The sequence below is a fragment of the Balneola sp. EhC07 genome (genome assembly GCF_001650905.1).
Classification (GTDB): Bacteria; Bacteroidota; Rhodothermia; order Balneolales; family Balneolaceae; genus Balneola.
Window position 1 is genome coordinate 131,856 of record NZ_LXYG01000019.1, and the last position, 25,456, is coordinate 157,311.

General features: G+C 39.3%; 21 protein-coding genes. 9 read left to right on the forward strand and 12 right to left on the reverse strand.

Annotation, left to right across the window (positions count from 1 at the left end):
* The first annotated feature begins 41 nt into the window (after window positions 1-41).
* The 3 genes from A8B79_RS13840 to A8B79_RS13850 all read left to right on the forward strand — a co-directional run bounded on the left by A8B79_RS13840 (window position 42) and on the right by A8B79_RS13850 (window position 4,279).
* Window positions 42-1,550: a M16 family metallopeptidase gene (locus A8B79_RS13840; protein ID WP_066223795.1), complete on the forward strand. Its 1,509-nt coding sequence runs from the start codon at window positions 42-44 to the stop codon at window positions 1,548-1,550.
* 35 nt (window positions 1,551-1,585) lie between these two features.
* Window positions 1,586-3,649, forward strand: coding sequence for a M16 family metallopeptidase (locus tag A8B79_RS13845; protein WP_161485176.1), 2,064 nt, complete (start codon window positions 1,586-1,588; stop codon window positions 3,647-3,649).
* A gap of 99 nt (window positions 3,650-3,748) precedes the next feature.
* Window positions 3,749-4,279, forward strand: coding sequence for a DinB family protein (locus A8B79_RS13850; protein ID WP_066223799.1), 531 nt, complete (start codon window positions 3,749-3,751; stop codon window positions 4,277-4,279).
* Window positions 4,280-4,281: 2 nt separating this feature from the next.
* On the opposite strand, the gene A8B79_RS13855 is transcribed toward A8B79_RS13850, so the two are convergent.
* The 3 genes from A8B79_RS13855 to A8B79_RS13865 all read right to left on the reverse strand — a co-directional run bounded on the left by A8B79_RS13855 (window position 4,282) and on the right by A8B79_RS13865 (window position 7,210).
* Window positions 4,282-5,286 (reverse strand): glycosyltransferase family protein, encoded by a 1,005-nt coding sequence (locus tag A8B79_RS13855; protein WP_066223801.1) that lies wholly within the window; start codon window positions 5,284-5,286, stop codon window positions 4,282-4,284.
* The gene (locus A8B79_RS13860) at window positions 5,283-6,098 is read right to left on the reverse strand and encodes a UDP-2,3-diacylglucosamine diphosphatase (protein WP_066223803.1); all 816 of its coding nucleotides are present in this window, start codon (window positions 6,096-6,098) and stop codon (window positions 5,283-5,285) included. Before A8B79_RS13860 ends, A8B79_RS13855 begins: the two co-directional genes overlap by 4 nt.
* A gap of 905 nt (window positions 6,099-7,003) precedes the next feature.
* Window positions 7,004-7,210 (reverse strand): hypothetical protein, encoded by a 207-nt coding sequence (locus tag A8B79_RS13865; RefSeq protein WP_066223805.1) that lies wholly within the window; start codon window positions 7,208-7,210, stop codon window positions 7,004-7,006.
* A gap of 9 nt (window positions 7,211-7,219) precedes the next feature.
* On the opposite strand from A8B79_RS13865, the gene A8B79_RS13870 reads away from it, so the two are divergent.
* Entirely contained in the window at window positions 7,220-7,675 is a 456-nt protein-coding gene (locus tag A8B79_RS13870) for an OsmC family protein (protein ID WP_066223807.1), read from the forward strand.
* A gap of 5 nt (window positions 7,676-7,680) precedes the next feature.
* Here A8B79_RS13870 and A8B79_RS13875 read toward each other — a convergent pair whose 3' ends face one another.
* A complete protein-coding gene (locus tag A8B79_RS13875; protein WP_066223809.1) occupies window positions 7,681-8,226 on the reverse strand; it encodes a hypothetical protein in 546 nt (181 codons plus the stop codon).
* A 77-nt stretch (window positions 8,227-8,303) separates the two neighbouring features.
* Between A8B79_RS13875 and A8B79_RS13880 the strand changes: the two genes are divergently transcribed.
* Entirely contained in the window at window positions 8,304-8,921 is a 618-nt protein-coding gene (locus A8B79_RS13880; RefSeq protein ID WP_066223810.1) for an L-threonylcarbamoyladenylate synthase, read from the forward strand.
* Window positions 8,922-9,040: 119 nt separating this feature from the next.
* Here A8B79_RS13880 and A8B79_RS13885 read toward each other — a convergent pair whose 3' ends face one another.
* The 3 genes from A8B79_RS13885 to gcvP form a co-directional block, all read right to left on the reverse strand.
* Window positions 9,041-10,000, reverse strand: a complete 960-nt coding sequence (locus tag A8B79_RS13885; protein WP_066223812.1) for a TolB family protein — start codon at window positions 9,998-10,000, stop codon at window positions 9,041-9,043.
* Window positions 10,001-10,176: 176 nt separating this feature from the next.
* Window positions 10,177-11,478: a M20/M25/M40 family metallo-hydrolase gene (locus tag A8B79_RS13890; RefSeq protein ID WP_066223814.1), complete on the reverse strand. Its 1,302-nt coding sequence runs from the start codon at window positions 11,476-11,478 to the stop codon at window positions 10,177-10,179.
* Window positions 11,479-11,522: 44 nt separating this feature from the next.
* The gene (gcvP, locus tag A8B79_RS13895; RefSeq protein WP_066223815.1) at window positions 11,523-14,420 is read right to left on the reverse strand and encodes an aminomethyl-transferring glycine dehydrogenase; all 2,898 of its coding nucleotides are present in this window, start codon (window positions 14,418-14,420) and stop codon (window positions 11,523-11,525) included.
* A gap of 216 nt (window positions 14,421-14,636) precedes the next feature.
* Between gcvP and A8B79_RS13900 the strand changes: the two genes are divergently transcribed.
* From A8B79_RS13900 to A8B79_RS13910, 3 genes are all read left to right on the forward strand, one after another.
* Window positions 14,637-16,628: a hypothetical protein gene (locus A8B79_RS13900; RefSeq protein ID WP_066223818.1), complete on the forward strand. Its 1,992-nt coding sequence runs from the start codon at window positions 14,637-14,639 to the stop codon at window positions 16,626-16,628.
* Between the two features lie 13 nt (window positions 16,629-16,641).
* Complete coding sequence (locus tag A8B79_RS13905; protein WP_066223819.1) at window positions 16,642-18,654, forward strand: Ig-like domain-containing protein; 2,013 nt, start codon at window positions 16,642-16,644, stop codon at window positions 18,652-18,654.
* Between the two features lie 73 nt (window positions 18,655-18,727).
* Window positions 18,728-19,978, forward strand: a complete 1,251-nt coding sequence (locus tag A8B79_RS13910) for a YncE family protein (protein WP_153038447.1) — start codon at window positions 18,728-18,730, stop codon at window positions 19,976-19,978.
* Between the two features lie 66 nt (window positions 19,979-20,044).
* Here A8B79_RS13910 and A8B79_RS13915 read toward each other — a convergent pair whose 3' ends face one another.
* The gene (locus A8B79_RS13915; protein WP_066223821.1) at window positions 20,045-20,764 is read right to left on the reverse strand and encodes a hypothetical protein; all 720 of its coding nucleotides are present in this window, start codon (window positions 20,762-20,764) and stop codon (window positions 20,045-20,047) included.
* 156 nt (window positions 20,765-20,920) lie between these two features.
* On the opposite strand from A8B79_RS13915, the gene A8B79_RS13920 reads away from it, so the two are divergent.
* The gene (locus A8B79_RS13920) at window positions 20,921-21,745 is read left to right on the forward strand and encodes a ZIP family metal transporter (RefSeq protein ID WP_066223823.1); all 825 of its coding nucleotides are present in this window, start codon (window positions 20,921-20,923) and stop codon (window positions 21,743-21,745) included.
* Here A8B79_RS13920 and arsN2 read toward each other — a convergent pair.
* The 4 genes from arsN2 to A8B79_RS13940 are packed head-to-tail and all read right to left on the reverse strand — an operon-like array spanning window position 21,737 to window position 25,391.
* Complete coding sequence (gene arsN2, locus A8B79_RS13925) at window positions 21,737-22,180, reverse strand: arsenic resistance N-acetyltransferase ArsN2 (RefSeq protein WP_066223825.1); 444 nt, start codon at window positions 22,178-22,180, stop codon at window positions 21,737-21,739. The genes A8B79_RS13920 and arsN2 overlap by 9 nt on opposite strands.
* Window positions 22,164-23,621, reverse strand: a complete 1,458-nt coding sequence (locus A8B79_RS13930; protein ID WP_066223826.1) for a PH domain-containing protein — start codon at window positions 23,619-23,621, stop codon at window positions 22,164-22,166. Before A8B79_RS13930 ends, arsN2 begins: the two co-directional genes overlap by 17 nt.
* The gene (locus A8B79_RS13935) at window positions 23,614-24,099 is read right to left on the reverse strand and encodes a PH domain-containing protein (RefSeq protein WP_066223828.1); all 486 of its coding nucleotides are present in this window, start codon (window positions 24,097-24,099) and stop codon (window positions 23,614-23,616) included. The genes A8B79_RS13930 and A8B79_RS13935 overlap by 8 nt, the downstream gene beginning before the upstream one ends.
* Window positions 24,099-25,391 (reverse strand): MFS transporter, encoded by a 1,293-nt coding sequence (locus tag A8B79_RS13940; RefSeq protein WP_066223830.1) that lies wholly within the window; start codon window positions 25,389-25,391, stop codon window positions 24,099-24,101. The genes A8B79_RS13935 and A8B79_RS13940 overlap by 1 nt, the downstream gene beginning before the upstream one ends.
* Window positions 25,392-25,456 lie beyond the last annotated feature (65 nt).

The following is a 25,456-nucleotide window of genomic DNA, read 5'->3' on the forward strand; positions in this document are numbered from 1 at the left end:
GTCTCTATCTTACAATCTAAATTATTATTAAATATATCGTAATGCGTTTATATAAATCAATTCGAGTGCTTCTTTGTACGGTTCTTCTCTCCGGGATGATCGGTTATCAGGCAAGTGCTCAAAACCTCGCAGAGTTTGAGAAAAAAGTTACTGAGTTTACACTTGATAACGGACTTCATTTTATTATCATCGAGCGCCACGAAGCGCCGGTTGCTAGTTTTTATACTCATGTTAATGTTGGTGGTGCTGATGAACCGGTTGGGAATACCGGAATAGCTCACATTTTTGAGCACATGGCATTCAAAGGCACCAAATACATTGGTACCACTGACTGGGATGAAGAGAAAAAAGTAATTGCCGAAATGGATGAAACTTATAAAGCCTGGTTGCAGGAAAAGTTTAGTTCTAATCCGGATGAAAATATACTATCTGAAAAATGGGCAAAGTTTGAGGAATTGCAAGAAAAAGCAAAAACCTTTGTTGTAAATAATGAATTCTCAGAGATCATACAGAATAATGGTGGTACCGGATTAAATGCCTCTACAGGTTCTGACCTTACAAATTATTATTACAGCCTTCCCTCCAATAAAGCAGAACTTTGGTTTAATTTAGAAGCGGATCGCTTCAAAAATCCTACCTACAGAGAGTTTTATGTGGAAAAAGAAGTAGTTCGTGAAGAACGCAGAATGAGAACGGAGTCTAATCCAACAGGTCGTTTGGTAGAAGAATTTTTAGCAGTAGCTTACACCGCTCATCCGTATGGACGCCCTGTAGTTGGCTGGAACTCCGATATTACAGCAACCACTATTGAAGATGCCCGTGATTTTTATGAAGATTACTATGTGCCAAGTAATATTACTATCGCGATAGCCGGTGATGTAGACCCGAAAAGAATGAAAAAACTGGCTGAAGAATATTTCGGTGATTTCAGAGGTAAGGGAAGAGTTGCTCCATCTGTAACTACTATTGAACCTACTCAAAGAGGCGAGCGACGGTTTACTATAGAAGGCAATTCACAGCCAGTCTTAATAATTGGATACCACACCGTTTCTGATACTCATGAAGATTTTGAAGCTCTTAATTTATTGGGAAATATCATCTCGACAGGACGAACTTCTGTACTTTATAAAAAGATGGTAGAAGAAGAAAAACTAGCTCTTTTAATTGGAGCATCTAATGGATTTCCTGGAACAAGATTTGAATCTTTGTTCCTAACTTTTGCATTTCCTAATCAAGGTGTAGAACTGGATACTTTAGAGCAAAGAATTTACGATGAAATTGAGATCGTGAAGAATGGCTCTATCACACAGGAAGAATTGGACAGAGCCAGAACTAACATCAGAGCAGGGATTATTCGAGGTTTAGCTAATAACACAGGTTTAGCTCTCAACTTTGCTTCTACCCATATGACTAAAGGAGACTGGAGAGATGTGTTTTTGCAACTGGAAAGATACAACGATGTAACATTGGACGACTTACAACGAGTTGCTAATAAATACCTTATCAAACAAACCCGCACAGTCGGAGCAACTGTTAAAGCAGATTCCTAATTACATCAAAAGAGTTTAAACCAATGAATATTATTATGAAACGTACACTTTTATTTACTTTACTTATGATGTTCGCTGTAACCGCAGCGGCTCAAAAGCGATATGATGAGATCAAATATCCTAAGCTTAATGAATTCAAAAAAGCTGATGTTGAAGAGTTCCAGCTAGACAATGGAATCAAATTCTACTTAGTTGAAGACAAAGAACTTCCTTTGATCAGAGTCACAGCAACTATAAGAACAGGAAGTTTGCAGGATCCTTCCGGAAAAGAAGGTCTTGCCAGTATCACAGGAGAATTGATTCGTGAAGGCGGATCGGAAAATTACCCCGCAGATAAACTAAATGTCTTGTTAGAAGACAAAGCCGCTTTCATGAGCACTTTTATAGGTCAAGGATCGGGAAGTGCTTCTATGAACATTCTGAAAGAAGACTTTGATGAATTGTTACCGGTTTTTGTTGATCTGGTTAGTAATCCACTTTTTCCGGAAGACAAAATAGAGCTTTCTAAAACTCAACGTAAAAGCGGAATATCACGAAGAAATGATGATCAGGGAAGTATCGCTAACAGAGAGTACAGCAAATTGATCTATGGCGAAAACTCACCGCTAACGCGACAAATAGAATATGCTACTCTTGATGCGATTTCAAGGGAAGATATCGTAGCTTTCCATAAAGAAGCCTTTGTTGGCAATAACATGACCTTTGGTGTTATTGGTGATTTTGACACCAAAGAGATGAAAAGGAAACTTGAAAAAGCTTTCGGAAGTTTACCTGCAGGAACTGAAAACAATCTTATCTACCCTGAAGTAAATTACAGCTATCCATCAACCGTTAATTTCATTAACAAATCTGATGTTAACCAGAGCTATGTACTGGTAGGACATATTGGTGGATTGAGAGAGAATCCGGACTATGCAAAACTTCAGATGATGAATCAGATTCTTGGTGGTGGGTTTGCAGGACGTTTATTCCAAACCGTTAGAACCGATCTTGGTCTTGCTTACGCTGTTGGTGGTGGATATGGAAGTAATATCAATTATCCCGGAACTTTTTCTCTGTTTGTAATGACAAAAAGTTCAACTACTGCTCAGGCAATTGATGCGCTGATTGCTGAAGTAGAAAAAATGCAAACAAATCCCGTTACCAAAAAAGAACTGGATGATGCCAGAGATCGCTTCCTGAATTCTTTAGTATTCAGATATGACAGCAAACAAAAAATTCTGAATGAAAGAATCAGTAATGAATACAACGGTCTTTCAAAAGATGCTTTTGATAAATATGTGGAAGAGCTTAAAAAAGTAACCGTCTCTGATATTCAGGATGTAGCAAAAGACTATTTAAATCCTGATAAAGTTCAGATCCTTGTTGTTGGTAATGCAGAAGAAGTTGGTGATCAGTTACAGAAATACGGAAACGTGAATGAAATTGATATAACTATCCCCACACCAAAATCAGATAAAGCGGAAGCCTCCGGTGATGCTGCAAAAGGGAAAGAATGGCTCGGAAAAATGGCTGACGCTGTTATAGCTCCGGGAACTGATTTAGAAACCATCACAACCGTAAGCACTATAAATCAGGCAACACCGGGTGGTACCATGTCTATCAAGAACACTGCAACCATATCATACTCTGATTATAGTATTGACGCTACTCTCGAAACTCCACAGGGAACTATGCAAATGATGGTGGAAAATGGAGCCGGTAAAATGATAATGATGGGACAGGAACAAGCTCTGCCATCCGCTATGACAAAGCCTATGGTAGACGAAGTTAAAAACAGTTACATAAATATAGCATTAAAGGCAGATAACCTGTCAGCTGAGTATTTGGGAATGGAAGAGATGGATGGTGAAAACTATGTATCTCTTAAAGTTGAATCTGCAAGTAGCATTACTTACTTACTTGATCCTGCAACTGCACTTCCGGCATATTCAAAAGTAACAGCTTTCAATCCTCAAATGGGTCAGGAAGTAGAGACTATAACATCTTATTCTGATTGGAAAGTCACCAATGGAGTAGCTTACTCTTTTGCACAAGAAACGAAGTCTAATGGTCAGGTTACTTCAAGCTCAAAAGTTGAGTCTTTAGAAACTAATTGATCTATTAACATTCTAAGCCCGGTTCTGTAAAAAAGGATCGGGGTTTTTTTGTGCTTTATAGTTCAAACTATATATTGTCCTGCAAATAATTATCTAACTATGAAAAACTGGGATAACGAATATCCAAAGTCATCGGAATACGCTCACTTTTATTCTTCCTATGTCAATAATGTACCTAAGGAGAACGTGATCTCACTATTGAACTCCCAAATGCATGAGTTTTATACTATTGCAAATGCCATTCGGGGAGACAAAGCATTAACCCCTTATGCCGATGGAAAATGGACGTTAAAACAAATGATCGGTCATATGATAGAAACAGAACGTGTATTCGCCTACCGTGCGTTGTCTATCAGCAGAGGTGATAAAACTCCGCTTCCGGGAATGGACCAAGACGATTGGATGAAAGACTCTAACTATAACTCCAGATCTGTTGCAAACCTTTGTAACGAATATTTAGCTGTTCGGACGTCAACTATCCATCTATTTCAAAATATGACTAAAGAAATGATCGGTAGAACAGGTTTAGCCAGTGAAGTTGAATTTAGCGTGAGAGCTTTGGCATTTATCATTGCAGGGCATGAATTACACCATCTTGAAATTATCCGCGAAAACTATCTGAAGGAATAAGATCATACTGAAACAGCTTCTCTCATTCCAAATTCAGCAATTTTATGTACTAACTTCTTTTCATCACATATCTCATTAAGCTGAATTACCTTCCCGTTTCTGATCCAATCTCTCAGTTGATCTGTGAAATCCGGCTTGATACTATAAATGGCTCGGGCTCCTAATTCTTCCAATGCAGCAGCATTACAAATTTGTTCATATTGATTCCTGATAGGTATCACTAATAGTTTTTTCCCGAGATACATAGCTTCTGAGGGACCTTCAAAACCAGCCGAACAAAGAAGTCCCAATGAGCTTTCAAAACTTTTTAAAAAACTATCATTCCCTACCGGATTAACCTTTGTGTTGTACTTTTCATACGCCACATCACAAGTTGAAGAAAAGATCTCCCATCTGATTTCCGGAATTTGCTTGAATATTGTGACCAATGTTTCGTGATCAAAAGCAGGGAGATAAACGGTAATATGGCCCCCAACTGTTGGATTTAATTCTTTAATAAGCGGCCTGAGAATCGGTGGCTCTATAAAATCATCATATCTTTTGTAATGAGTTCCAATGGCTCCATCACACGGAGCAAAGTGTTTGATGATGCCTTCTGCAACTTTTGACTTTTTTGGGGGACGCGGAGTTTTTTCAGAGAGAAACGCTGCCTGATGACTTAAACCAAGACATTGTACATCTGCCTTTTGGGCTGCCCATGCGGTGACCGGTTCAAAATCTGAGATCACGAAATCGTATTCCTGAACCGGGATTTCCTGTAAGTCTTTAACAAAACGAACAGGCTTGATTGCCCGGGCTGTTTCCAAAATATCGATAGCTCCTTTACTATCATAAGAAAGGCTGATTCCTCTTTTTTTAAAAGCAATTTTTCCATCCAACTCCAGATTAAAATTGTAGCCACTTATCAATACGTCTACATCGGCTATTTCTCTCAATAATGGAATAATTACTTTCGCTCTGCTTATATGACCATGTCCCGTTCCTTGTACTCCGTAAAGAATTCTCATCCGTGCATACTTATGTTTTCATTTACATTGCTCTGGAACATTTGATTTACTCTTGGAGGATCTTTCATCAAGATATCTTCTTCATATCTGTAGAGACTCCATTCATTTCCGTCATACTCAAGTGCAGTAAGATTTTCGATCCAGTCACCGGAATTCAGGTAGATTACCGTTCCTTTTTCATTCTCGAATCCTCTGATCTTAGGCTGATGAATATGCCCGCAAACCACGTAATCATAGCCTTCATCAATAGCCAGTTCCATAGCCGTTACTTCAAAATCATCTATAAAGCTGACTGCTGTTTTAACGCTGTCTTTGATCTTTTTTGATAGTGATAATTTCCCATATCCCATTTTTTCTGAAACGTTGTTGATCCACCGATTCAGAAGTATCAGCAATTCGTAACCGTGACCTCCAAGCTTAGCGATCCATTTAGAATGCTTCATGGTCACATCAAAAATATCACCGTGAAAAAACCAAACTTTCTCTCCATTCAGTTCTAACACTAGTTTATCTCTGATAAAAAGCGGGCCAAGTTGCAGACTTGATACTTTTCGAAGAGTCTCATCATGATTTCCCGTCAAATAATAGATATCCACACCATTTGTCATCATTGTTATCAATGTGCGGATAACGTGCATGTGCGCTTCCGGCCAGTAATACTTCCGAAAATTCCACATATCAACAATATCTCCATTCAGAATTACTCGTTTTGGATCTATGGAATTAAGATATTGTGTAAGTTCTACGGCATGGCAACCAATGGTTCCCAGATGTACATCTGAAATAACAACCGTATCTAATTTTCTCTTCATAAATGCAGATGATTTTTGTCTAAAGAAACCAGATTGGTGTTATCTCTGTATTGATTACTTGTAATCATTCGGTAATCAGCTTGTTATGAAATTATTACTGATGGGTTTACTCTACTTTTTTTAAGAGTGAAGAAGTCAACTCGTGGCCTGTCTGCCCACAAAGGCAGGCTTCACAGGAATGACCGTAATTGAGTTTTTTTATCAAGATCGGGTGCTAACAACATAGCCCGAAATTAACCGCCGGGCGTGAACGCCTTCTAGCATAAATTTCTTTGCATGATTTTAACCAGCAGATCCTTCAGGCTCTGCGAATTACGATTTACCTGCCTTCATTCGCTGCGGGATAAATCCCTCGCTGGTCTACCTGAGTAAATCTGATTCATATTGAAAGTTCCCAATCAAGTTCACCAGAGAGGACTTTAGTCCGAACGGTTATAAGGATTCTTAACCCGAACTTTGCAGATTCTGAAATTACATTAAAGAGTATAGTCATCTCGCGGCGTATGCCCGAGATCTGGATCTTTTTTAGGATCACATTCTTTGATAAAGATCCGGATTCCTTCTTCCGCAGGAATGACCTTAAAAAAGAAAAGACCTCCTCTGTCTCCTCCTGCAACAGGAGGAGGACTCGTTGATAATATTTAGCAATCAATTCGGGAATTCCCCTCCTTATCCAAGGAGGGGCGAACTACTCAGAAACCAAAGAATTTGTTTATGAATTGGGGAGGTCCGTTACTTCCTCAAGAACAAGTTAAAGTCATCTCGCGGCGTATGCCCGAGATCTGGATCTTTTTTAGGATCACATTCTTTGATAAAGATCCGGATTCTTGCCTACGCATGAATGACCATAAAGCGGGGTGATGGAGGTTGTGTCAGCGTTGATCGGTGTGTCGGATATAACATCCTCACAAAGATCCTGATCTGCCAACTGGCGGACAGGATGATCCTATTTCTTTATTTATGCTCGATACTGAGTTCTCAGAGTCTTTTAAAAATACAGGAACAAAAGTGTAGATACTTTTCTTCAGACTAAAGCCCTCTAAAAGAAAATCTCCAACTCTTTTGAATCTTGAAGCTTTATTTTGCTTATTGAGACTAAATTCTAAACTCATACCATTAATATGTCAGATCCAGAAGAAAAGAAGATCGTTCATGTTCATTTACCTGCTGATGAACCTTTTAAAACAACACTAACTGCCGGAAAGCATGAGATCATTTCTGATGAGCCGCCAAGTGTCGAAGGCGGACAAGATCAGGGTCCCGATCCTTATGACCTTTTGCTTATGAGTTTGGGTACTTGTACTGCAATGACCATGAAGATGTATGCCCGCGGGAAAAAATGGCCGGTTGAGGATATTTATATCGAAATGCGACATAACAAACGTCATGCAGATGATTGCGCCGATTGCGAAAATTCTTCTTCAAAAATAGATACTATTGAAAAAGAACTCATCATTAAAGGTGATTTATCCCAAGAACAGCTGGATAAATTGTTAGAAATCTCAAAAAAGTGTCCGGTTCACAGAACACTGATGAGTGAGATGAGTATTAATACAACGGTTGCCGATAAAAATTAACGGAACTACCATGGAGCCGGAGGAGTTTCGCTTTCAGTGGTCAGATCAAATTGTATACTAAAATAACGATCAGTTCCCAGTCTTCTCAGGTTATAAGTAAAGGTCTTTCCGTCTTCGATCTCTATCCACCACACATTGCTTGCAGCAGCGGGAATTAATTCAGCAGTGAAATTATCAGCCGGAAAGGTTTGAACATTTGCTAAACCGTGATTGGATGCCGTTCCGCCATATTGAGTGATCTCATCTTCGCTTCCGTCTTCATGACGGTGATCATGCTTCAACTTAATTCTGTCATTTTCCAAAGTTAACACCCATGTTCTGGAACGATCTTCGCCAGCAAAAAATGGAATCCGTATTTCATTTTCTTCGCAAGAACGAACATGCATCACTAATCTTAGTTTTCTGAATGCATCATCTTCCGGAGCCTCCAATACCTTACCTTCATAAGCTCTTCCACAGATCTTCTCTATAGAACTCCAAAAATCCTGAGACGGCTGTGCTGATAAAGTGGAACAAAAAATCACTGCAATTAAAAGGAATGCGTATCTCATATTTTTGTTTAGTTTGTATTGAGATTGGTTCGAATTTCAATCATAATATAGCAACAAAAAACTAACCGGAGTCATCAATGTCTGAGCTGATAAAATTATATGAAGATCATGTGGATAGAAAAAAACTCAAACATATTGTTGAGATCCTGAGAAACGGCGGATTGGTTATTTATCCAACTGATACCGTTTACGGATTGGGCTGTGACATAACCAATAAGTCAGCGTTGGAAAAGCTTGCCCGTATTAAAGGAGTTCGATTAGACAAAGCCAACTTCTCTTTTATTTGCGAAGACCTGAGTAATTTGTCAGATCATGTCGCACAAATTGAAACGCAGACTTTTAAGATATTGAAGCGAAATCTTCCCGGACCATATACCTTTATACTTCCCGGAAGTAACAGTTTACCCGGCGTATTCAGAAAAAAGAAAACGGTTGGGATTCGGGTTCCCGATAATGCTATCGCTCTGGCGATGGTTAAAGAATTAGGAAATCCGATCGTATCAACTTCCATAAAAGATGATGACGAACTGTTGGAATACACAACAGACCCAAGTTTGATGTTCGATGAATGGAAGCATCAGGTTGATGTGGTTATTGATGGAGGATTTGGTGGAAATGAAGCTTCTACCATTATCGATCTTACGGGAAGAGAACCGATATTGATCCGGGAAGGAAAAGGTGGTGTATTAGTTTAGGCTTTAAACCACAAAGTTCACAGAGGTTTTGAGGTGCTTGCTTACCGAACGGTTAATTATCTTACAGGAGAATTAAACTCGGTGGTGGGGGCTTTTTTATGCGTTCTGCATAAAATTCTTTAATAATTCTGTATCCAATCAAATCCTAAAAGATTTTCAATCTCAAAACTTTCAGAAAGTTTTTCTTCTTTAAAATCATAGAACCTTATCTTTTGGACTGGAAAATCTATCATCAAAAGCATCAGAGTTTGACCGTCTTTTGACCATTTAATAGGTCGTAAGTCTGATATATTTATTTCAATGTCCAAAACTTTTTTTTCAAGAGTATCTCCAGATAGAGGTTCAACTGAGTACCACTCATAGGGTTCAACTTTTGATCGAATGAGATACGTCTTAGTATTAGGATCCCAGATTCCAGTACCTATTTTTCCACTAGTCGTGATCCTTATCAAATTAGTTCCATCCTCATTGACTTGGTAAAGGTCATTATCCAACTCTCTATTCTCAGAATTATAATATGGGCGATTAGACAAAAAAAAGAGATCTTCATTAGCCCAAGACGCGCCAATGTCACTTGCTGGGTTTTCAGTTATTTGTGCAACAGAACTATTTTTAAATTTATACACATATACTTCATGGTTTCTACCACCAAGTTCACAATTTGAACACCAGCTATATGTAATTTTAGAGTCATCCGGGCTCCATTTGGGGTTTGTACCTGAAATAACAAGGTCTGAATCTGGGAGTTCTTTTAAAGGTCTAATATTTGTTCCATCTGCGTTCATTAGATATAAAGAAGATCCTAAAGAAGTACTTCTCAAAGTAGTGGTAAAAGCAATTTGAGAACCATCGTTACTCCAAGAAGGATAGAAAGCTTCGTCATTCTTGAATTTTGTAAGTTGTTTTCTCTTGGTCCCATTAGTAAGACTAGTATAAATTTGATAATGTCCATTTTTATCCGGAGCAGAATACACAAGTTTCCCTGGTATTTCGGGTGTGGAATCTTCACTAGAGAACAAACTACAGGATATGGAAGTTGCTATAACAAGTAACACAGACCATTTAATATCTCTCCACATAAATTATTAACTCTTTTTTTTGAACTTAGAGCTAATGTAGGTAACCGGAAGAAATATTACATGTTTAATTTTGCCAGTGTAAAAGTAATTCATCTACAAAGAATTGAACCAAAAAAATTTAGAACTCAGTACTAAATTTTTGAAAGTTGAATGTTCTTCGGTTCAATGTTGGATGTTCAATTCTCCCAATTCTGCAATCTAAGAAGCAAGATCGCTGCTCTTTGAGTCTGCGTTTTAAACTTCGGAACATACCCGACTTCATTAACCGTATGATCGTCTGCACCGCTCATTCCAACTGCGTCGATCGCCATATCCACAAAATCAGCAGTGAAAGAAACATCGGCAGCTCCGGCTTTAAGTGGATTTACAGCCACTACTTTTCCCTGACCCAGATCTTCACTAACATCAGAATAAATGGAGAGCAACTCTCTGTTACCATCGGTTGGTGCCATGGGCGGGTAACCGGGATAAAATGTAAGTGTGGCTTTAGTTTGAGGTCTGTTTTGAGAAACAATATCCTGCATCTTGGCTTTTACGCGCTCTACCTGTTCTGGTGAAAGTCCTCGCAGATCTCCGGATATTATTACTTCTTTTGATACTACATTATCTTTTCCGAATGCAGTTCCAGATTTATTTACGGCATCATGTTCAAGCGTTGTGCCTCCGATCATCATCCCCGGATTGAACGTCAAGAACTCCTCTGATCTTAATTCTTCATAAAAAGCATTCAAAATTCGGGAAGCTTCAAAGATAGCTCCGGCTCCAACATCTTCTCTGAATATCTGAGACGAGTGCGCCGGATTTCCTTCTGTTTTCAATTCCCATTTTATGGAACCTCTTCTGGAAATATTTGCTGTAGCCGGATTTCCATCTCCGTTTTCAAAACCGATAGCAATATCTGCCCATTTAGCAGCATCGATCAATGCTTTTTTGGAAAGCTCTAGTGGCGATCCGCTGTATTCCTCGTCACCGGTCATAACCACCCAAATGTTCATATCCTTCAAATGGTTATTCTCTTTCAAAGCTCTTAAGGCTTGAAGCATAATCACATCTCCTCCTTTCATGTCTGCAATGCCGGGAGCTTTCATGGTATTTTCATCAACCATGGTCATTTCCTGAAATGGAGAATCTTTTTCGAAAACGGTATCCAAATGTCCGATCAAGAGAATTTTTGGAGCATTTTCACTGCCGAAGTGCTTGGCGATCAAATGTCCGGAGCGATTAAATTCAGATCCGTCTTCCCAACTTGTTTCAAAACCAAGATCATCGAATTCTTTGTGAAGCACATCCCCTACCTGCTTCACTCCTTCAAAATTCATTGTACCACTATTAATGGCTATGATCTCTTTCAGAAGCTCTAATCCATCTTCATTATTGTAATCAACCCGATCTACCAGTTTACTTTCAACTGCAGAGAGTTGAGCGAAAGCACTAATTTGTAGAGCTACAAAAATAAATAATAGGATTAGTTTCTTCATTAGAATTCTAAAAATTGAATGTTGAATGTTCGATATTTGAAATTCTATTCTCCTTCTATTTCTTCGATCGCGTAAGCATCAATAGGAATACAAGAACACATTAAGTTTCGGTCGCCGTAAGCATCGTCCACTCTGGAAACACTTGGCCAGAATTTATTTTCGCGTAGATGTTCTAACGGGAATACTCCTTTTTCACGATCATAATCACGATCCCAATCTGAATCCATCACTACTCTCATTGTATGCGGAGCATGTTTCAGTACATTGCTTTCTTTATCAGCTTTGCCTTCTTCGATCTCACGGATTTCATTTCTGATCTCGATCATAGCGTCACAAAAACGATCCAGCTCTTCCTTGCTTTCACTTTCTGTTGGCTCGATCATCAGTGTTCCCGCAACCGGGAAACTCATTGTTGGTGCATGAAAACCAAAGTCCATCAGTCGCTTTGCAAGATCAACTGCTTCAATTCCGGCACTTTGCTTAAATGGACGCAAATCAATTATAAACTCATGAGCCGAACGACCGGTTTTCCCCGTGTAAAGAATCGGATAATGATCGTCCAGAATATCTTTGATGTAATTCGCATTCAGAATGGCCATTCTGGTAGCTTCCGTCAATCCAGACTCTCCCATCATTGCTATATATGCGTAAGAGATCGTCAAAATGCTGGCACTTCCGTAAGGCGCTGCAGAAACTGCTGAAATTCCGCTTTCTCCACCTGTTTTGATTACAGCATGACTGGATAAAAACGGTGCCAAATGTTCTGCAACACCGATCGGTCCCATTCCTGGTCCACCACCACCATGAGGAATACAGAATGTCTTGTGAAGATTCAGGTGACAAACATCCGCTCCGATAAAACCGGGACTTGTCAAACCAACCTGAGCATTCATGTTTGCTCCATCCATGTAAACCTGCCCACCATGTTCATGGATCAGATCGCAAATATCTTTGATTCGATGTTCAAAAACCCCGTGCGTAGATGGATAAGTAACCATAAGAGCCGCAAGTCGGTCACTGTATTTTATCGTCTTTGCTTCCAGATCATCCATGGAAATATTCCCGTGCTTATCTGTGTCGACCACAATTACATCCATGCCAGCCATTACTGCACTTGCAGGATTCGTACCGTGAGCAGAATTCGGAATTAGTGCTACATTTCTGTGATCATCTCCCTTGCTTTGGTGATAAGCTCTTATCGTCATCAAGCCTGCATATTCGCCTTGTGCACCGGAATTTGGCTGCATAGAAACTTTATGAAAACCTGTCAACGAACTCAACCATTCATCTAATTCATTGAAAAGTTGAGTATATCCTTCTGCTTGTTCAACCGGAGCAAACGGATGCATTTGACCAAACTCAGGCCATGTAACCGGTATCATTTCTGCTGTTGCATTCAACTTCATTGTACAAGAACCAAGTGAGATCATTGAATGAACCAGTGAAAGATCCTTATTCTCCAATCGCTTCATATAACGAAGCATTTCATGCTCGGTATGATACAGATTGAATACAGGGTGGTCCAGATACTCTGAAGTTCTTGCTAATTCTTCCGGCAATTTTACTTCCGCTTTTTCGGCATGTGCTTCCACGTCAAAGTTTGAAGTTCTGCCCTCCGCTTTTGCAAACACAGAAAGTACTTCCTGAACATCTTCCAACTCTTTGGCTTCGTCAAAGGAAATTCCAATTCTGTTGTCACCTAAATATCTGAAGTTGATCTCGTTCTCTTCTGCGATCTTACGAACTTTCTTTTCAGAAGCTTTAACAGTGATGGTATCAAAAAACATATCCGTTTCTACAGAAACACCCATCGCTTCTAACCCGGATTTGGTAAGCTTTGTCAAGCCATGAATTTTTGATGCGATCTTTTTCAAGCCTTTCGGTCCGTGATACACTCCGTACATTCCCGCCATCACTGCCAGTAAAACCTGTGCGGTACAAATATTTGAAGTCGCTTTTTCCCTGCGGATATGTTGCTCACGGGTTTGAAGCGCCATTCTGTAAGCCGGCTTACCTTCAGCATCCTGAGTTACACCAATTATCCTGCCCGGAATCTGTCTTTTAAAATCTTCTTTAGTTGCGAAATAGGCCGCATGCGGTCCGCCGTATCCCATTGGAACTCCAAATCTCTGTGTAGTTCCTACAACAACATCTGCACCCATTTCACCGGGAGGTGTTAGCAAAGTTAAACTCATCAGATCGGCTGCAACTACAGCATGTACTGCATTTTCGTGAGCTGCTGCTATCAAACTTGTGTAATCAATTACTGATCCATCTGTAGCTGGATATTGCAGAAGCAGTGCAAACAACTTCGGATCAGTTACATCTACTTCATTATGATCTCCAACTACAACTTCAATGCCGATTGGCTCAGCTCTGGTTTGGAGTACATCAATTGTTTGAGGATGGCAACGGTCACTCACAAAAATTACATTAGCTTCCTTTCGCTTAGCTCCTTTTCTCTGTCCTAGCAACATGCTCATCGCCTCCGCTGCAGCAGTTCCTTCGTCCAGTAATGAAGCATTAGCTAATTCCATACCTGTAAGATCGCTTACCAATGTCTGGAAATTTATCAGAGCTTCCAGCCTTCCTTGAGCTATCTCTGCCTGATACGGAGTGTAAGCGGTGTACCATGCCGGGTTTTCTAAAATATTTCTCTTAATTACATTCGGGACATGAGTATCGTAATAACCCATACCGATGTAAGATTTGAATATTTTATTTTTTGAGGCCAGTTTTTTAAAACCAGCTAAAAAATCAACTTCGCTCTGTGCCTTAGGTAAGTTAAGTTTTTCCTGTAAGCGAATATTTTCCGGAATGGTTTCGTCTATCAGCTGATCAATTGATTCAGCCTTTATAGTTTTAAGCATTTCGGTAATTGCTTCAGGATCATTCCCGTTGTGGCGATGTGCAAATGTTTCTTTTTCAAAGCTGATATTCATTAAACTAGCTTCCTAAATATTTATGAATTGAATTTTGTTTGAAGTCAATTATGATGCTTCAAGATTGTAAACAAGGTATTAGCCAAAAAGGCTCCCAAAATTACGAAAAATTGATTATAAATAAGCGTAAAAAGCTGTTTCTCTAATTCTATTTCTCCCTTTTTTTTGATTTATTACAGCACTCTATTTAAAACAACATTAATGAACTTTCTACCAATGAAATTTTCTCGGATAACCGGTCTAATAGTAGTATTACTGATCGGTATTTTAACGAATAATATTTTAGCTCAGGAGACAGAAAATGAGCTCAAAATTATCACTGACCCCGAAGTTATAACATTAGACGTGGGACAGGAACTTCAACTTAAAGCAATGCTTGTAAATGCTGAAGGAGAAGTTCAGCCAGACACCATGATCTACTTTTCAAGAGCCAGGCGCTCTCTGTCTGTAACTAGAAGTGGGTTGATGAAAGCTCTGGAACCCGGCTCATATTCAGTTATTGTATATAAAACAGCTCAGGGCGACCACCCTGTAATGCGAAAAAATGTTACGGTTACAGTAAACTATCCTAAGTTAGACCGCATAGTTTTTAATGATGTACCCGGTAAATTATATGCTGGAACTTCATTTCAATTGGAAAGCAAGATCTATGATGTTTTAGATTTTAAAAGAGAAGATCTGGAAGTTTCTGATTATAAATCTTCGAATACAAAAGTACTCGATATCAATCAGTTTGGAAGAATTAACGCCAAGTCTACAGGAAAGGCTAAAATTACAGCTTCCATTGAAGGAGTTACTAAGACTCATGAAATCGAAGTTGTCAGTAATCCTGTAACTTCAATTGAAATTTCTGTAAATGAAGATGTTGCCAGAACCGGAGATGTTTTAACACTTAAAGCAATAGCTAAAGATAAAAAGGGAAATGTGGTTTCTGACGCGCCCGTTGTTTATTCATTTACTGCAAGACCCGACGATTCCAGAGGAGAAGCAGCTCCTGCTCAAATTGAGCAAAACGGAAAATTTGTAGCCAATAAATCCGGGCTTTATACCATTTCTGCAAGAAATTCCGGTTCTGTGGCTGAGACTACTGTTAAAATTAATCCCAGAAATGTTCAGCGAGAAGTAGAGGTACTGGGTAATGCTAAAGTAACGGATGTTCCGACTTCCGACCTTTGGGTTTGGGAAGGCGTTGATGGCAGAGATTATGCAGCTACAGGTACACACGTTGGTCGTGGTGAAGCTTTCTTCTGGGATGTAACTGATCCTGAGAACATGGTCGCTATCGATACTATCACTGTTGATGCACGTGTTGTGAACGATGTTAAAGTTTCTGAAGATGGGAAAATTGCAGTTATCTCCCGGGAAGGTGCTTCCGACAGAAAAAATGGATTGGTTATTTTAGATGTAACCGACCCAAGCAATGTAGAAATTCTTTCTCGTTTCGATGACGGTTTAACCGGTGGTGTTCACAATGTGTTTATCTATGAAAACCATATTTACGCGATCAACAATGGCCGCAGGTATGATATCATAAACATTGAAGATCCGAAAAACCCATACCGCGTAAGTCAGTTTGAGCTGGACACGCCGGGACATTCCGTACATGATGTATGGATCGAAGATGGAATTGCTTACTCATCAAACTGGAGTGATGGAGTTGTAGCAGTTGATGTGGGAAGTAAACTTGGTGGAGACATGGAAAGTATTGGTGGTTCTCCGGAGAATCCGAAAATGTTGGGAAGTTTTACATATCCGAGCGGTTGGAATCATGCAGCCTTTCCTTTTAAGAGCAAATCGTCTGATAATTTTTATATCGCTGCCGGTGATGAAGCTTTCCCGGGAGGGATTCCTGCAGGATGGATCCACTTCTTTAAGCTGAACAACTGGGAAGAAGCTGAAGAAGTAGCTCGTTATGAAGTACCAGAAGCAGGAACTCACAATATCTGGATCAAAGATGACGTAATGTATGTTGCCTACTATCAAGGCGGACTAAGAATCGTTGATGTTTCCGGTGAACTAATGGGTAACTTATACGATCAAGGCAGAGAAATAGCGAGATTTAAACCAAGTGTTAATGAAGGAATTGGCCCGAACCAACCAATGTCATGGGGGCCACAGCCATATAAAGATATGATATTTGTATCTGACATGAATTCAGGGCTATGGGCAATAAAACTAAAACCTGTTCAGGGAACAGCAAGTAACTAATTACAAAACAACTATGAAAAAAATAAACTCGATAACAAAACTAGTAGGAATCGCCGTTCTTACTGTCGTTTTACTGGCAGTGAACTCAAAAGCGCAGGATAAAAAGATCGTTTTTGAGAAGGAGACGCTTTCTTTAACATTAAATGAAGAAACAAAGATTTCAGCAAAAGTAGTGGACGCTGAAGGCAATACCACTCAGGATTCTTTGGTATTTTTCAGCCGAAACCGCCGATCTTTGATCGTTACTCCGGATGGTAATGTTAAAGCAATTCAATCAGGTAAGTTTTCAATCATTGCACGTACACTCACTGCAGACAGAGCAGACAGAATTAGCGCAACGCTTGCTGTGGATGTAGCTTACCCCCCGGTTAAAGCTGTTACATTTTTGAATGCTCCTGAAAACTTCTATAACACAACCACTATTTCTTTAGAAACTAAAGTTGTGGATGAAGCAGGTGTAACCAGAGATAATGTGGATGTGAAACTATCCAGCTCTAATCCTGATGTTGCAAGCATTGATGCATTCGGAAACCTTAAAGCTCATAAAAAAGGAAGCTTCACAATTACAGCAAAAGCTGAAAACAAATCGGCTACCTGGAAATTCAAAGTTTCAGAAAACCCAATTGCCTCTATGGATATCAGTCATAATTATGATGGAAAAACCATCCGTACTGGTGATGTAGTTACTTTTGAAGCAATAGCTAAAACGAATAAAGGAGATGCTGTTGAGGGCGCTCCTATCAAATACACTTATATCGCAGAGCCTGATGATAATTTAGGACAAGGTGCTTCTGCTCAGATTGCACAAAGCGGAAAGTTTGTTGCCAGCGATCCCGGATTGTTTACAATCGTGGCTACTTCAGGAGACAGATCAACAACCACAACTGTTAAAGCAGTACCAAGAAATGTTCAACGACCTTTGACCTTAGTTGGTAAAGGAATTGTTTCTCATACCAGAACATCAGATCTGTGGGTTTGGGAAGGCGTTGACGGCAGAGATTACGCATTGACAGGAACCTGGGGTGGAAATGGTGAAGCAATTTTTTGGGATGTAACTGACCCAAGCAAGATCACACCAATTGATACAGTAGTTGTTGATGCTCGTACTGTGAACGATGTAAAAGTTTCTGAAGACGGAAAAGTAGCCGTAATTACTCGTGAAGGTGCTTCAGATCGTAAAAATGGAATCATTATTCTGGATGTAACTAATCCTCGTGATGTTAAAATTCATTCAGAATATACTCAGGATCTAACCGGCGGTGTTCACAACACTTTCATTTATGATAATCATGTGTACGCAGTGAACAATGGTCGTAAGTACGACATCATCAATATTGATGATCCAAAGAATCCTAAAACGGTTGGAGTTTTTGAACTGGATACACCAAGTCATTCCATTCACGATGTTTGGATACAGGATGGAATTGCATATTCTTCAAACTGGAGTGACGGAATTGTTGCCGTTGATATCGGAAGTAATGCAAGCGCTGACCTTCCGGGAGCAGGTGGTTCACCTGAAAACCCTGTACAGCTAGGAAGCTATGCTTATCCAAGTGGATGGAATCATGCCGCTTTCCCATTCAAAAGCGAATCAACCGGAGATTTCTATGTACTCGGTGGTGATGAAGCATTTCCTTATGGCCTAAATACCGAAGGGGCAAACAGAGCAGCCGGATGGATACATTTTGTGAAGTTCGATGATTGGAATTCTCCTGCTGAAGTTGCTCGTTATCAGGTTCCTGAAGCCGGAACTCATAACTATTGGGTTGAAGGCGATATTCTTTACGTTGCTATGTACAATGGCGGATTAAGAGTTGTTGACATCTCCGGTGAGTTGATGGGCGACCTTTATGATCAGGGACGTGAAATCGCATCTTTCTATCCTTCTGACAGTGAAGCATATATTCCGAATGCAACATTTACTTGGGGACCTCAGCCATACAAAGGCTACATTTTCCTTTCCGATTGGAATTCAGGAATCTGGGCTTTAAAACTTGGCGAAAGTACTTCTCAGGGAACAAATTAACATAAAAAGAAGGAGCTTAACCGGCTCCTTCTATATTTACGTTTGAACACATTAAATAAGTATTATTCCTCTTATGAAGAATCATAAGCTCTTTTCATTTTTACTATCAGCAATACTATTTTTTCTTTTAGTACCATCTACTACATTTTCTCAAGACTATTATGTGTACGTAGCGGCAGAATCAGAAGATGAAGTACATTTAATTCATCTTGATGGAAAAACTAATAAAGCAAAAATAGCAAAAACCATACAAGTTGGTCGTTATCCTACAGAAACTGATGGCCCGCATGGAATAAATATTTCTCTGGATGGTGAGTATTGGTTTTTATCTATCGCTCACGGAAATCCTTACGGAATGCTGGCAAAATATAAAACAGGTACCGATGAATTGGTAGCAACTACTGATTTAGGAATGTTTCCGGCTAGCATGGAAATATCTAAATCAACCGGACTTTTATATGTAGTCAATTTCAATCTTCACGGTGATATGGTTCCAAGTACCGTTTCTGTTGTTGATCCTGACTATATGGAAGTTATTACGGATATAAAGACAGGAATAATGCCACATGGCTCCAGAATTACAGACGATGGCACTAAACAGTATCATGTTTCTATGATGACTGACGAACTCTATGAGATCAACACTGCCGGATTGAATGTAAACCGCACACTTAGTCTCAAGAAGAACGCCATGAAAATGGACGGTATGAAAGATCATTCTGATGATTCCGAAGAGCATAAAGAAAATCATGAGAAACACATGAAAGACGGAACTCATGAAGAACATTCTAAGAAAGAGAATGAAATGAAGGAAGACCATTCTGGTCATGATATGGATGGAATGAAAAAGAATGATGGCATGAAAATGATGCATGCAAAACCGGAAGTAAAACCAACTTGGGCAGATCCGCATCCTACAAAACCATTCGTTTATGTAGCGGGTAATGGTTCCGATGAGATCATCGAAATTGATACTGAAAAATGGGCGGTGACTCGTCGTTTTAAATCAGGTAAAGCTCCATATAATCTGGAAGTAAGTCATGACGGAAAAATTCTGGTAGCCAGCTATAAAGGTGAAGGAGCTACCGGTATCTTTGACTTGGAATCAGGAAAGGAGATCGCTAAGGTCAAAAACAGCCGAAAAGTAACTCATGGAGTTGCCATTTCATCTGATAACAGATACGCATTTTTATCAGTAGAAGGAATCGGCGGTGAACCGGGATCTGTAGATATTATTGATCTTAAAACTAATAAGAGAATAGCTGTGGTAGAAACCGGTAAACAAGCCGGTGGAATAGTTTTCTGGAAACAGGTCGCACCTTAGAAGAGATTACTCAAATAAATAAACAGGCTCCTTTAATAACTAAAGGAGCCTGTTTATGTTCGCTTACTAGTAGTTTATAAGTAAAGAGATCAAATGAGTAGCTTTTTGTCCTCTCTTCTTGAGCTCAGAGATCGTTTCCTCATCTAGTATTTTTATACTGTAACCTAACTTCTCAGCTATTATAATAATCACAGGATCCAGCTCTCCATCTTCAGTATTTAATTTTACATAAGCCGAGCCTGTTCTCAGGTCAATCCTATTTATAGCCTTCTTTAATAGTTCTGCACTTTTTGCTATCTCGTCCAACTCATAGTTGACATTTTGCTCTAGTCTGGGTTGAGTATAGGTTCTCTTGGTTACGCTTACCGTTGAAATCTCATTCTTTAATTTGTCATGTTGTAACCATTCTATTTTATAATCCATTTTGTCTATAAAATAGCGAAGATGTTCAGAGTAGTTCCCCTTGATATGGAACTTTACAGCATTATTAAGAACATTTGAAACTTCTTCTATATCTACATCAAACCATATTATATCTTCAGGAAGAGCAAATGAATCTTCGGAGTCTCTTTTGTTTTTCTTTTTTACAAGATCATACCCTTCTTTCTCTATTCCCTTGATATTCAGATCACCCAGGTCTACAAATAATTTTACAGCATCATCTTTTTGAGAAAAAAAGTCTTTGATAGAATTTGAAATTTTTAACTCGATCTGATCAACGTTAAAAACAATCCTAACTTTACCTTCCTTAATTGGTAGTTGATACGCTTCATTATTTTGATCCATGTGACTAACCCAAGCCCCTTTTTACTTGTTTACCTATTTATTGATAAAAAGGTAAGTGAAATACAATTGCCCAAACTATAAAATATTCTTATTTAATGGATTATAATATTTAGTCTTGTCTAAAAATTTATTAAGTTTAGAAAAAAATATAGACATATGATTCCAGAATTTTTCTACGAACTGAACCCAATAGTACAAGCACTTTTAGGTGGTTTATTCACATGGACCTTAACTGCACTTGGGGCTTCTCTTGTTTTCTTTACCAAAAAAATAAATTATCCACTTTTAGACAGTATGATGGGCTTTGCAGCAGGAGTAATGATTGCGGCTAGTGTTTGGTCTTTAATCATTCCTTCTATAGATATGGCTGAAGCACAAGGTTCCATTCCCTGGTTACCTGCTGTTATTGGATTTTTAGGAGGTGGTTTATTTTTAAGAGTTGCTGATCAGTATTTGCCGCATTTACATCTCGGTTTTGACCGATCTGAAGCTGAAGGTGTACCAACTAAATGGAGGCGCTCAACTTTACTAGTTCTTGCCATTACGCTTCATAACATTCCGGAAGGATTAGCTGTTGGAGTCCTTTTTGGTGCTGCCGCTTCAGGAGTGGATATTACAGGCACAGCAACTGTAGCAGGAGCTATTGCTTTGGCTATAGGGATTGGAATTCAAAATTTCCCGGAAGGCATGGCTGTATCTTTACCTTTAAGAAGAGACGGTGCTAAAGTAGGAAAGAGTTTTTGGTATGGACAGCTTTCAGGAGTAGTTGAGCCGGTTTCTGCTGTGATTGGTGCCGCTGCTGTTATTTTTATTACTCCAATTCTCCCTTACGCTCTTGCTTTTGCTGCCGGTGCAATGATATATGTTGTAGTTGAGGAACTCATTCCTGAAAGTCAACATCACGGAAATACAGATTTAGCTACGCTGGGAACTCTGGTAGGATTTTGCGTTATGATGGTTCTTGATGTTTCATTAGGCTAGATCAATTTTCATAACTACAGCGGAATCGGAACAGATTTCGCTGTATTGTTTTGTCTCTTTAACAGCTTTTGGAGCATTTTCCTTTACAATTTTATAAAAACCTGCTTTTATAAAAAACTTCTCTGCATCAGTAGTTAACAAATAAACTTCTGAATACGATTTCTTTATTGACTCAGTAAGCACTGCTTTGGTAAGTTCAAAACCAACCCCTTCCCCCCTGTAGTTTTGATCCACAGCGAGAGACCGCAATAATCCTGACTGACTGATCTTTTCCAGACCAACACAACCCACCAAATCTTCATCATAAAAAGCTCCTAGAAAAACAGAAGTATTTGGATTTAAGTCTGAGGTTGGAAGTTCACAATTCTCCAACAGCTCTATGATTTCCGAGCAGCTTACTTCCCTTATTCTCAAATTCTTAATCTGTTGAGGCATAATCAGTTTCCCCATTTAAAAGCCATTTCCTGATTCTGCTCACGTCAGTGCTTTCAAGGTCATCGATACTAAACGCAATACCCTTTGCTCCTGAAGCGGCTGTAACAGACAGACTGGATATTTTCTTTCTCTCCTGAAACGGATTTATAGTTTCTTCAATTACCTGAACTCTTTTTCTTCTGATAAAGGCCGTTTTTCTGTTGAAGTTTCTGAATTGCATTGTGATCATTTTAGAATCAAAATATAATCCCGCATCTTTATATCTCAGCCAACCTAAAATTGTAGCCGGAATAATTAAAAGCGTCAGCAACCATCCGAAATCCCAGAAATACCAGGCTATAGGAATTGCCATCAAAAGCAGATAATTAGGTCTTCTCAGATATCTTAAAAAAGATCTTGAAGGTGGTTTAACATCTAATTCAGGAATATGGAAATCCGATAAAAACCGATCGAAGAACTCGTGCATTTTTGAGTGTGATATAAACGGAACTAAAACTATAGAGCGTTCTTTTACATTCTGCTCAAAACCTGCACTTTCAACATATAACATTCCACAACCTAATGGTTGCCTTAAAACCCCTTCAACAAACCGAACAGCCTGTATTCTGTCAAATGGAATGGTTATATGTTTTCTCTCAATAAGACCAGAACGGATCAAAAGTTCTTTCTCTGTCTTTTTAACACTGAAATCTGAATAATTGAAGATCACTCCCAGAAAGGAAAAAGTCCATGATATCAAGAGGATCACAATAACTACCGTAGCAACTAAGGTAAAGTTGTTCAAACCGGGCAACAGTCCTTGTATATACTCAATAGTTTCATCAGTTATCACAGCATCAAGTTGACCGGAAAGCGCTCCAAGAATGGAGGCAATTAAACCAAAATTTCCTGAAGTGAATGCCGCCATTACTAATTCTTTGGACGATATCTTCCATTCATCAAGAAACTCCTCTTCAGTATTTATTCCTTCATCTTCGAGTAACTCATCCCCTTCTATTTTTACCCGATCATTGTTACGAAGTTCTCTTTTAAGCTCTTCTGCCTCTTCAAAGGTCATCGCATTTATCGTGGCGCTTTCAGTTCCTCCACCAGCGGTTTTTACTTCTACTTTAACCAACCCAAAAACTCTCTGAACCAATCCTTCAGTCACATCAATAACCTGAATCCGTTCTTTCGCCATATAGACTTTTTTACGAACGAAAATTCCTTTTTTTATCTGGAGTTCACCTTCTGAAATCCGGTATTGAAAACGGTACCAACCTGCTATTCCCGAAAAAAATGTTAATGCCATTGTTCCCAGCAGTACATAAATAAAGTAATCTCCCCCGGCCTGACGTGTACCTACAAAAATCAGGATCAGAAATGTGACAAAATTTTGCCGTACTGCAGTAAAAAGACGATCAACTGCTGCTGCCCAATGTTGCCTTCTGAATTCAGACATCTTCTTTAACCTGACGAACTAACTGAGAAATTTTATTACGCACCTCGGTTGCAGTTTCATCATCAAGCGCCGGAATTTCGTGTGTAGTAGCCGCGGTTGATATTTTCACTGATGACAATCCGTACTTACGATAAATAGGTCCCTGATTTGTGTCGACATGCTGAACTCTGTTAATGGGAACTACCGTTCTTTTTTTGAAGACAAAACCTCTCAACAAATCAATTGCTTCATCATTGACCTCATAACGCCACCTTTGCCAACGCAGATTTGGAACCAACAAACCAATAAACAGATACAAAACCAGTGAAGGTATCACCGAGAAAATCGAAAAAATAAGATCAAATTTATTTATTCCGATGGAGATTGAGATATAAGCAATTGCAGGAGCAAACCACAGGATTCCAAAGATCAATGCGGAAAACCGCCATGCTTTAATCGCTTTCTTATCAATTCTGGATTCCGGAATATGATTGATCATTATATCTGCTCTGGATTTACTTCGATTCCCGGAGCTTCATGCTCCTTTACTGTAAACATAAGCAGTAAACCGATCAATAGCAGGACAAGAATAGCCGCCATTCCAAATCGCTGACTTCCAAACTGCACAGTTAATAGTCCTACTAAAAAAGGACCTATAAATGAGGTCACTTTACCCGATAGAGCTAATAATCCAAACATTTGATTGGTTAGATCAGGAGGAGATAATCTGGCCATGAAAGATCTTGATGCTGCCTGAATGGGCCCTACAAAAATCCCCAGCACTAAACCCCAAACAATAAACCATGTGACATCTTTCACAACGATAAGTGCAACTAATGGTATCAGTAAGCCCAGAATCGAAGCATTGATAGTAAATTTACTTCCGGACTTATCATCCAGCCATGCAAAACCGAAAGCGCCTAATCCGGCAGTGACATTTAACCCAATTCCAAACATCAGGATTTGTTCTTCGTCCATATCGAAAGTTCCTGCGGCATAAACACCTCCCATAGCAAATATGGTAACTACAGCATCATTATAAAACATCCTGGCGAACAAGAATTTTACAATATTCTTAAACTTTTTCACTTCCTTAATCGAAATAATTAATTGAGCGAAACCAAAGCGAACGGACTCTACGATCTTTTTATTTAATGATGGATTATCAGGCGTTCTAAAAAATAGTGGTAAACTAAAAAGGGCATACCAGATTGCTGTTAATATAAATGTAGCCCTTACAGGTTCTGCAGCTTCGACATCCAGACCGAGCCAAAGTCCGTCTGTTTGAATAAAAGCCACCAAAGCCACCAGCAAACAAGCCAATCCTCCGGCATAACCCATTCCCCAGCCCCAACCACTCCATCGACCCAATTTATCAGCCGGAACTAAGTCAGGAAGCATTGCGCTATAAAATATAAATGCAAATTCGGCTCCGATTGTTGCCATAAATCCCATTCCAAGAGCAAACCATAATGAGTCTACTCCGGGTTCAGCATACCAAAGCAATCCACAAGCGATTACACACAAAACAGTAAAAGCTGCGATCCATGGTTTTCGTCTTCCCGCCTGATCTGCTATTGCACCGAAAACCGGAGCCCCAATGGCTATTACAAGACCCGCTATACTGATCATGTTTCCCCATTGAGCAGTACCGATCTCTACATTTTCAGCAATGGCTTTGGTAAAATAGGCAGCAAAAATAAAGGTCTGTATAATTACGAAGTACGAGCTGTTCGCCCAATCATACAGCGCCCATGCAAAAAGTCCTTTCCCCTTTGGTTTTTCAATCATGCATTTAATTCCCCATAACTAATGAATTCCTGTAATACAGGATTGCTGAATATCGGTTTAGAAAT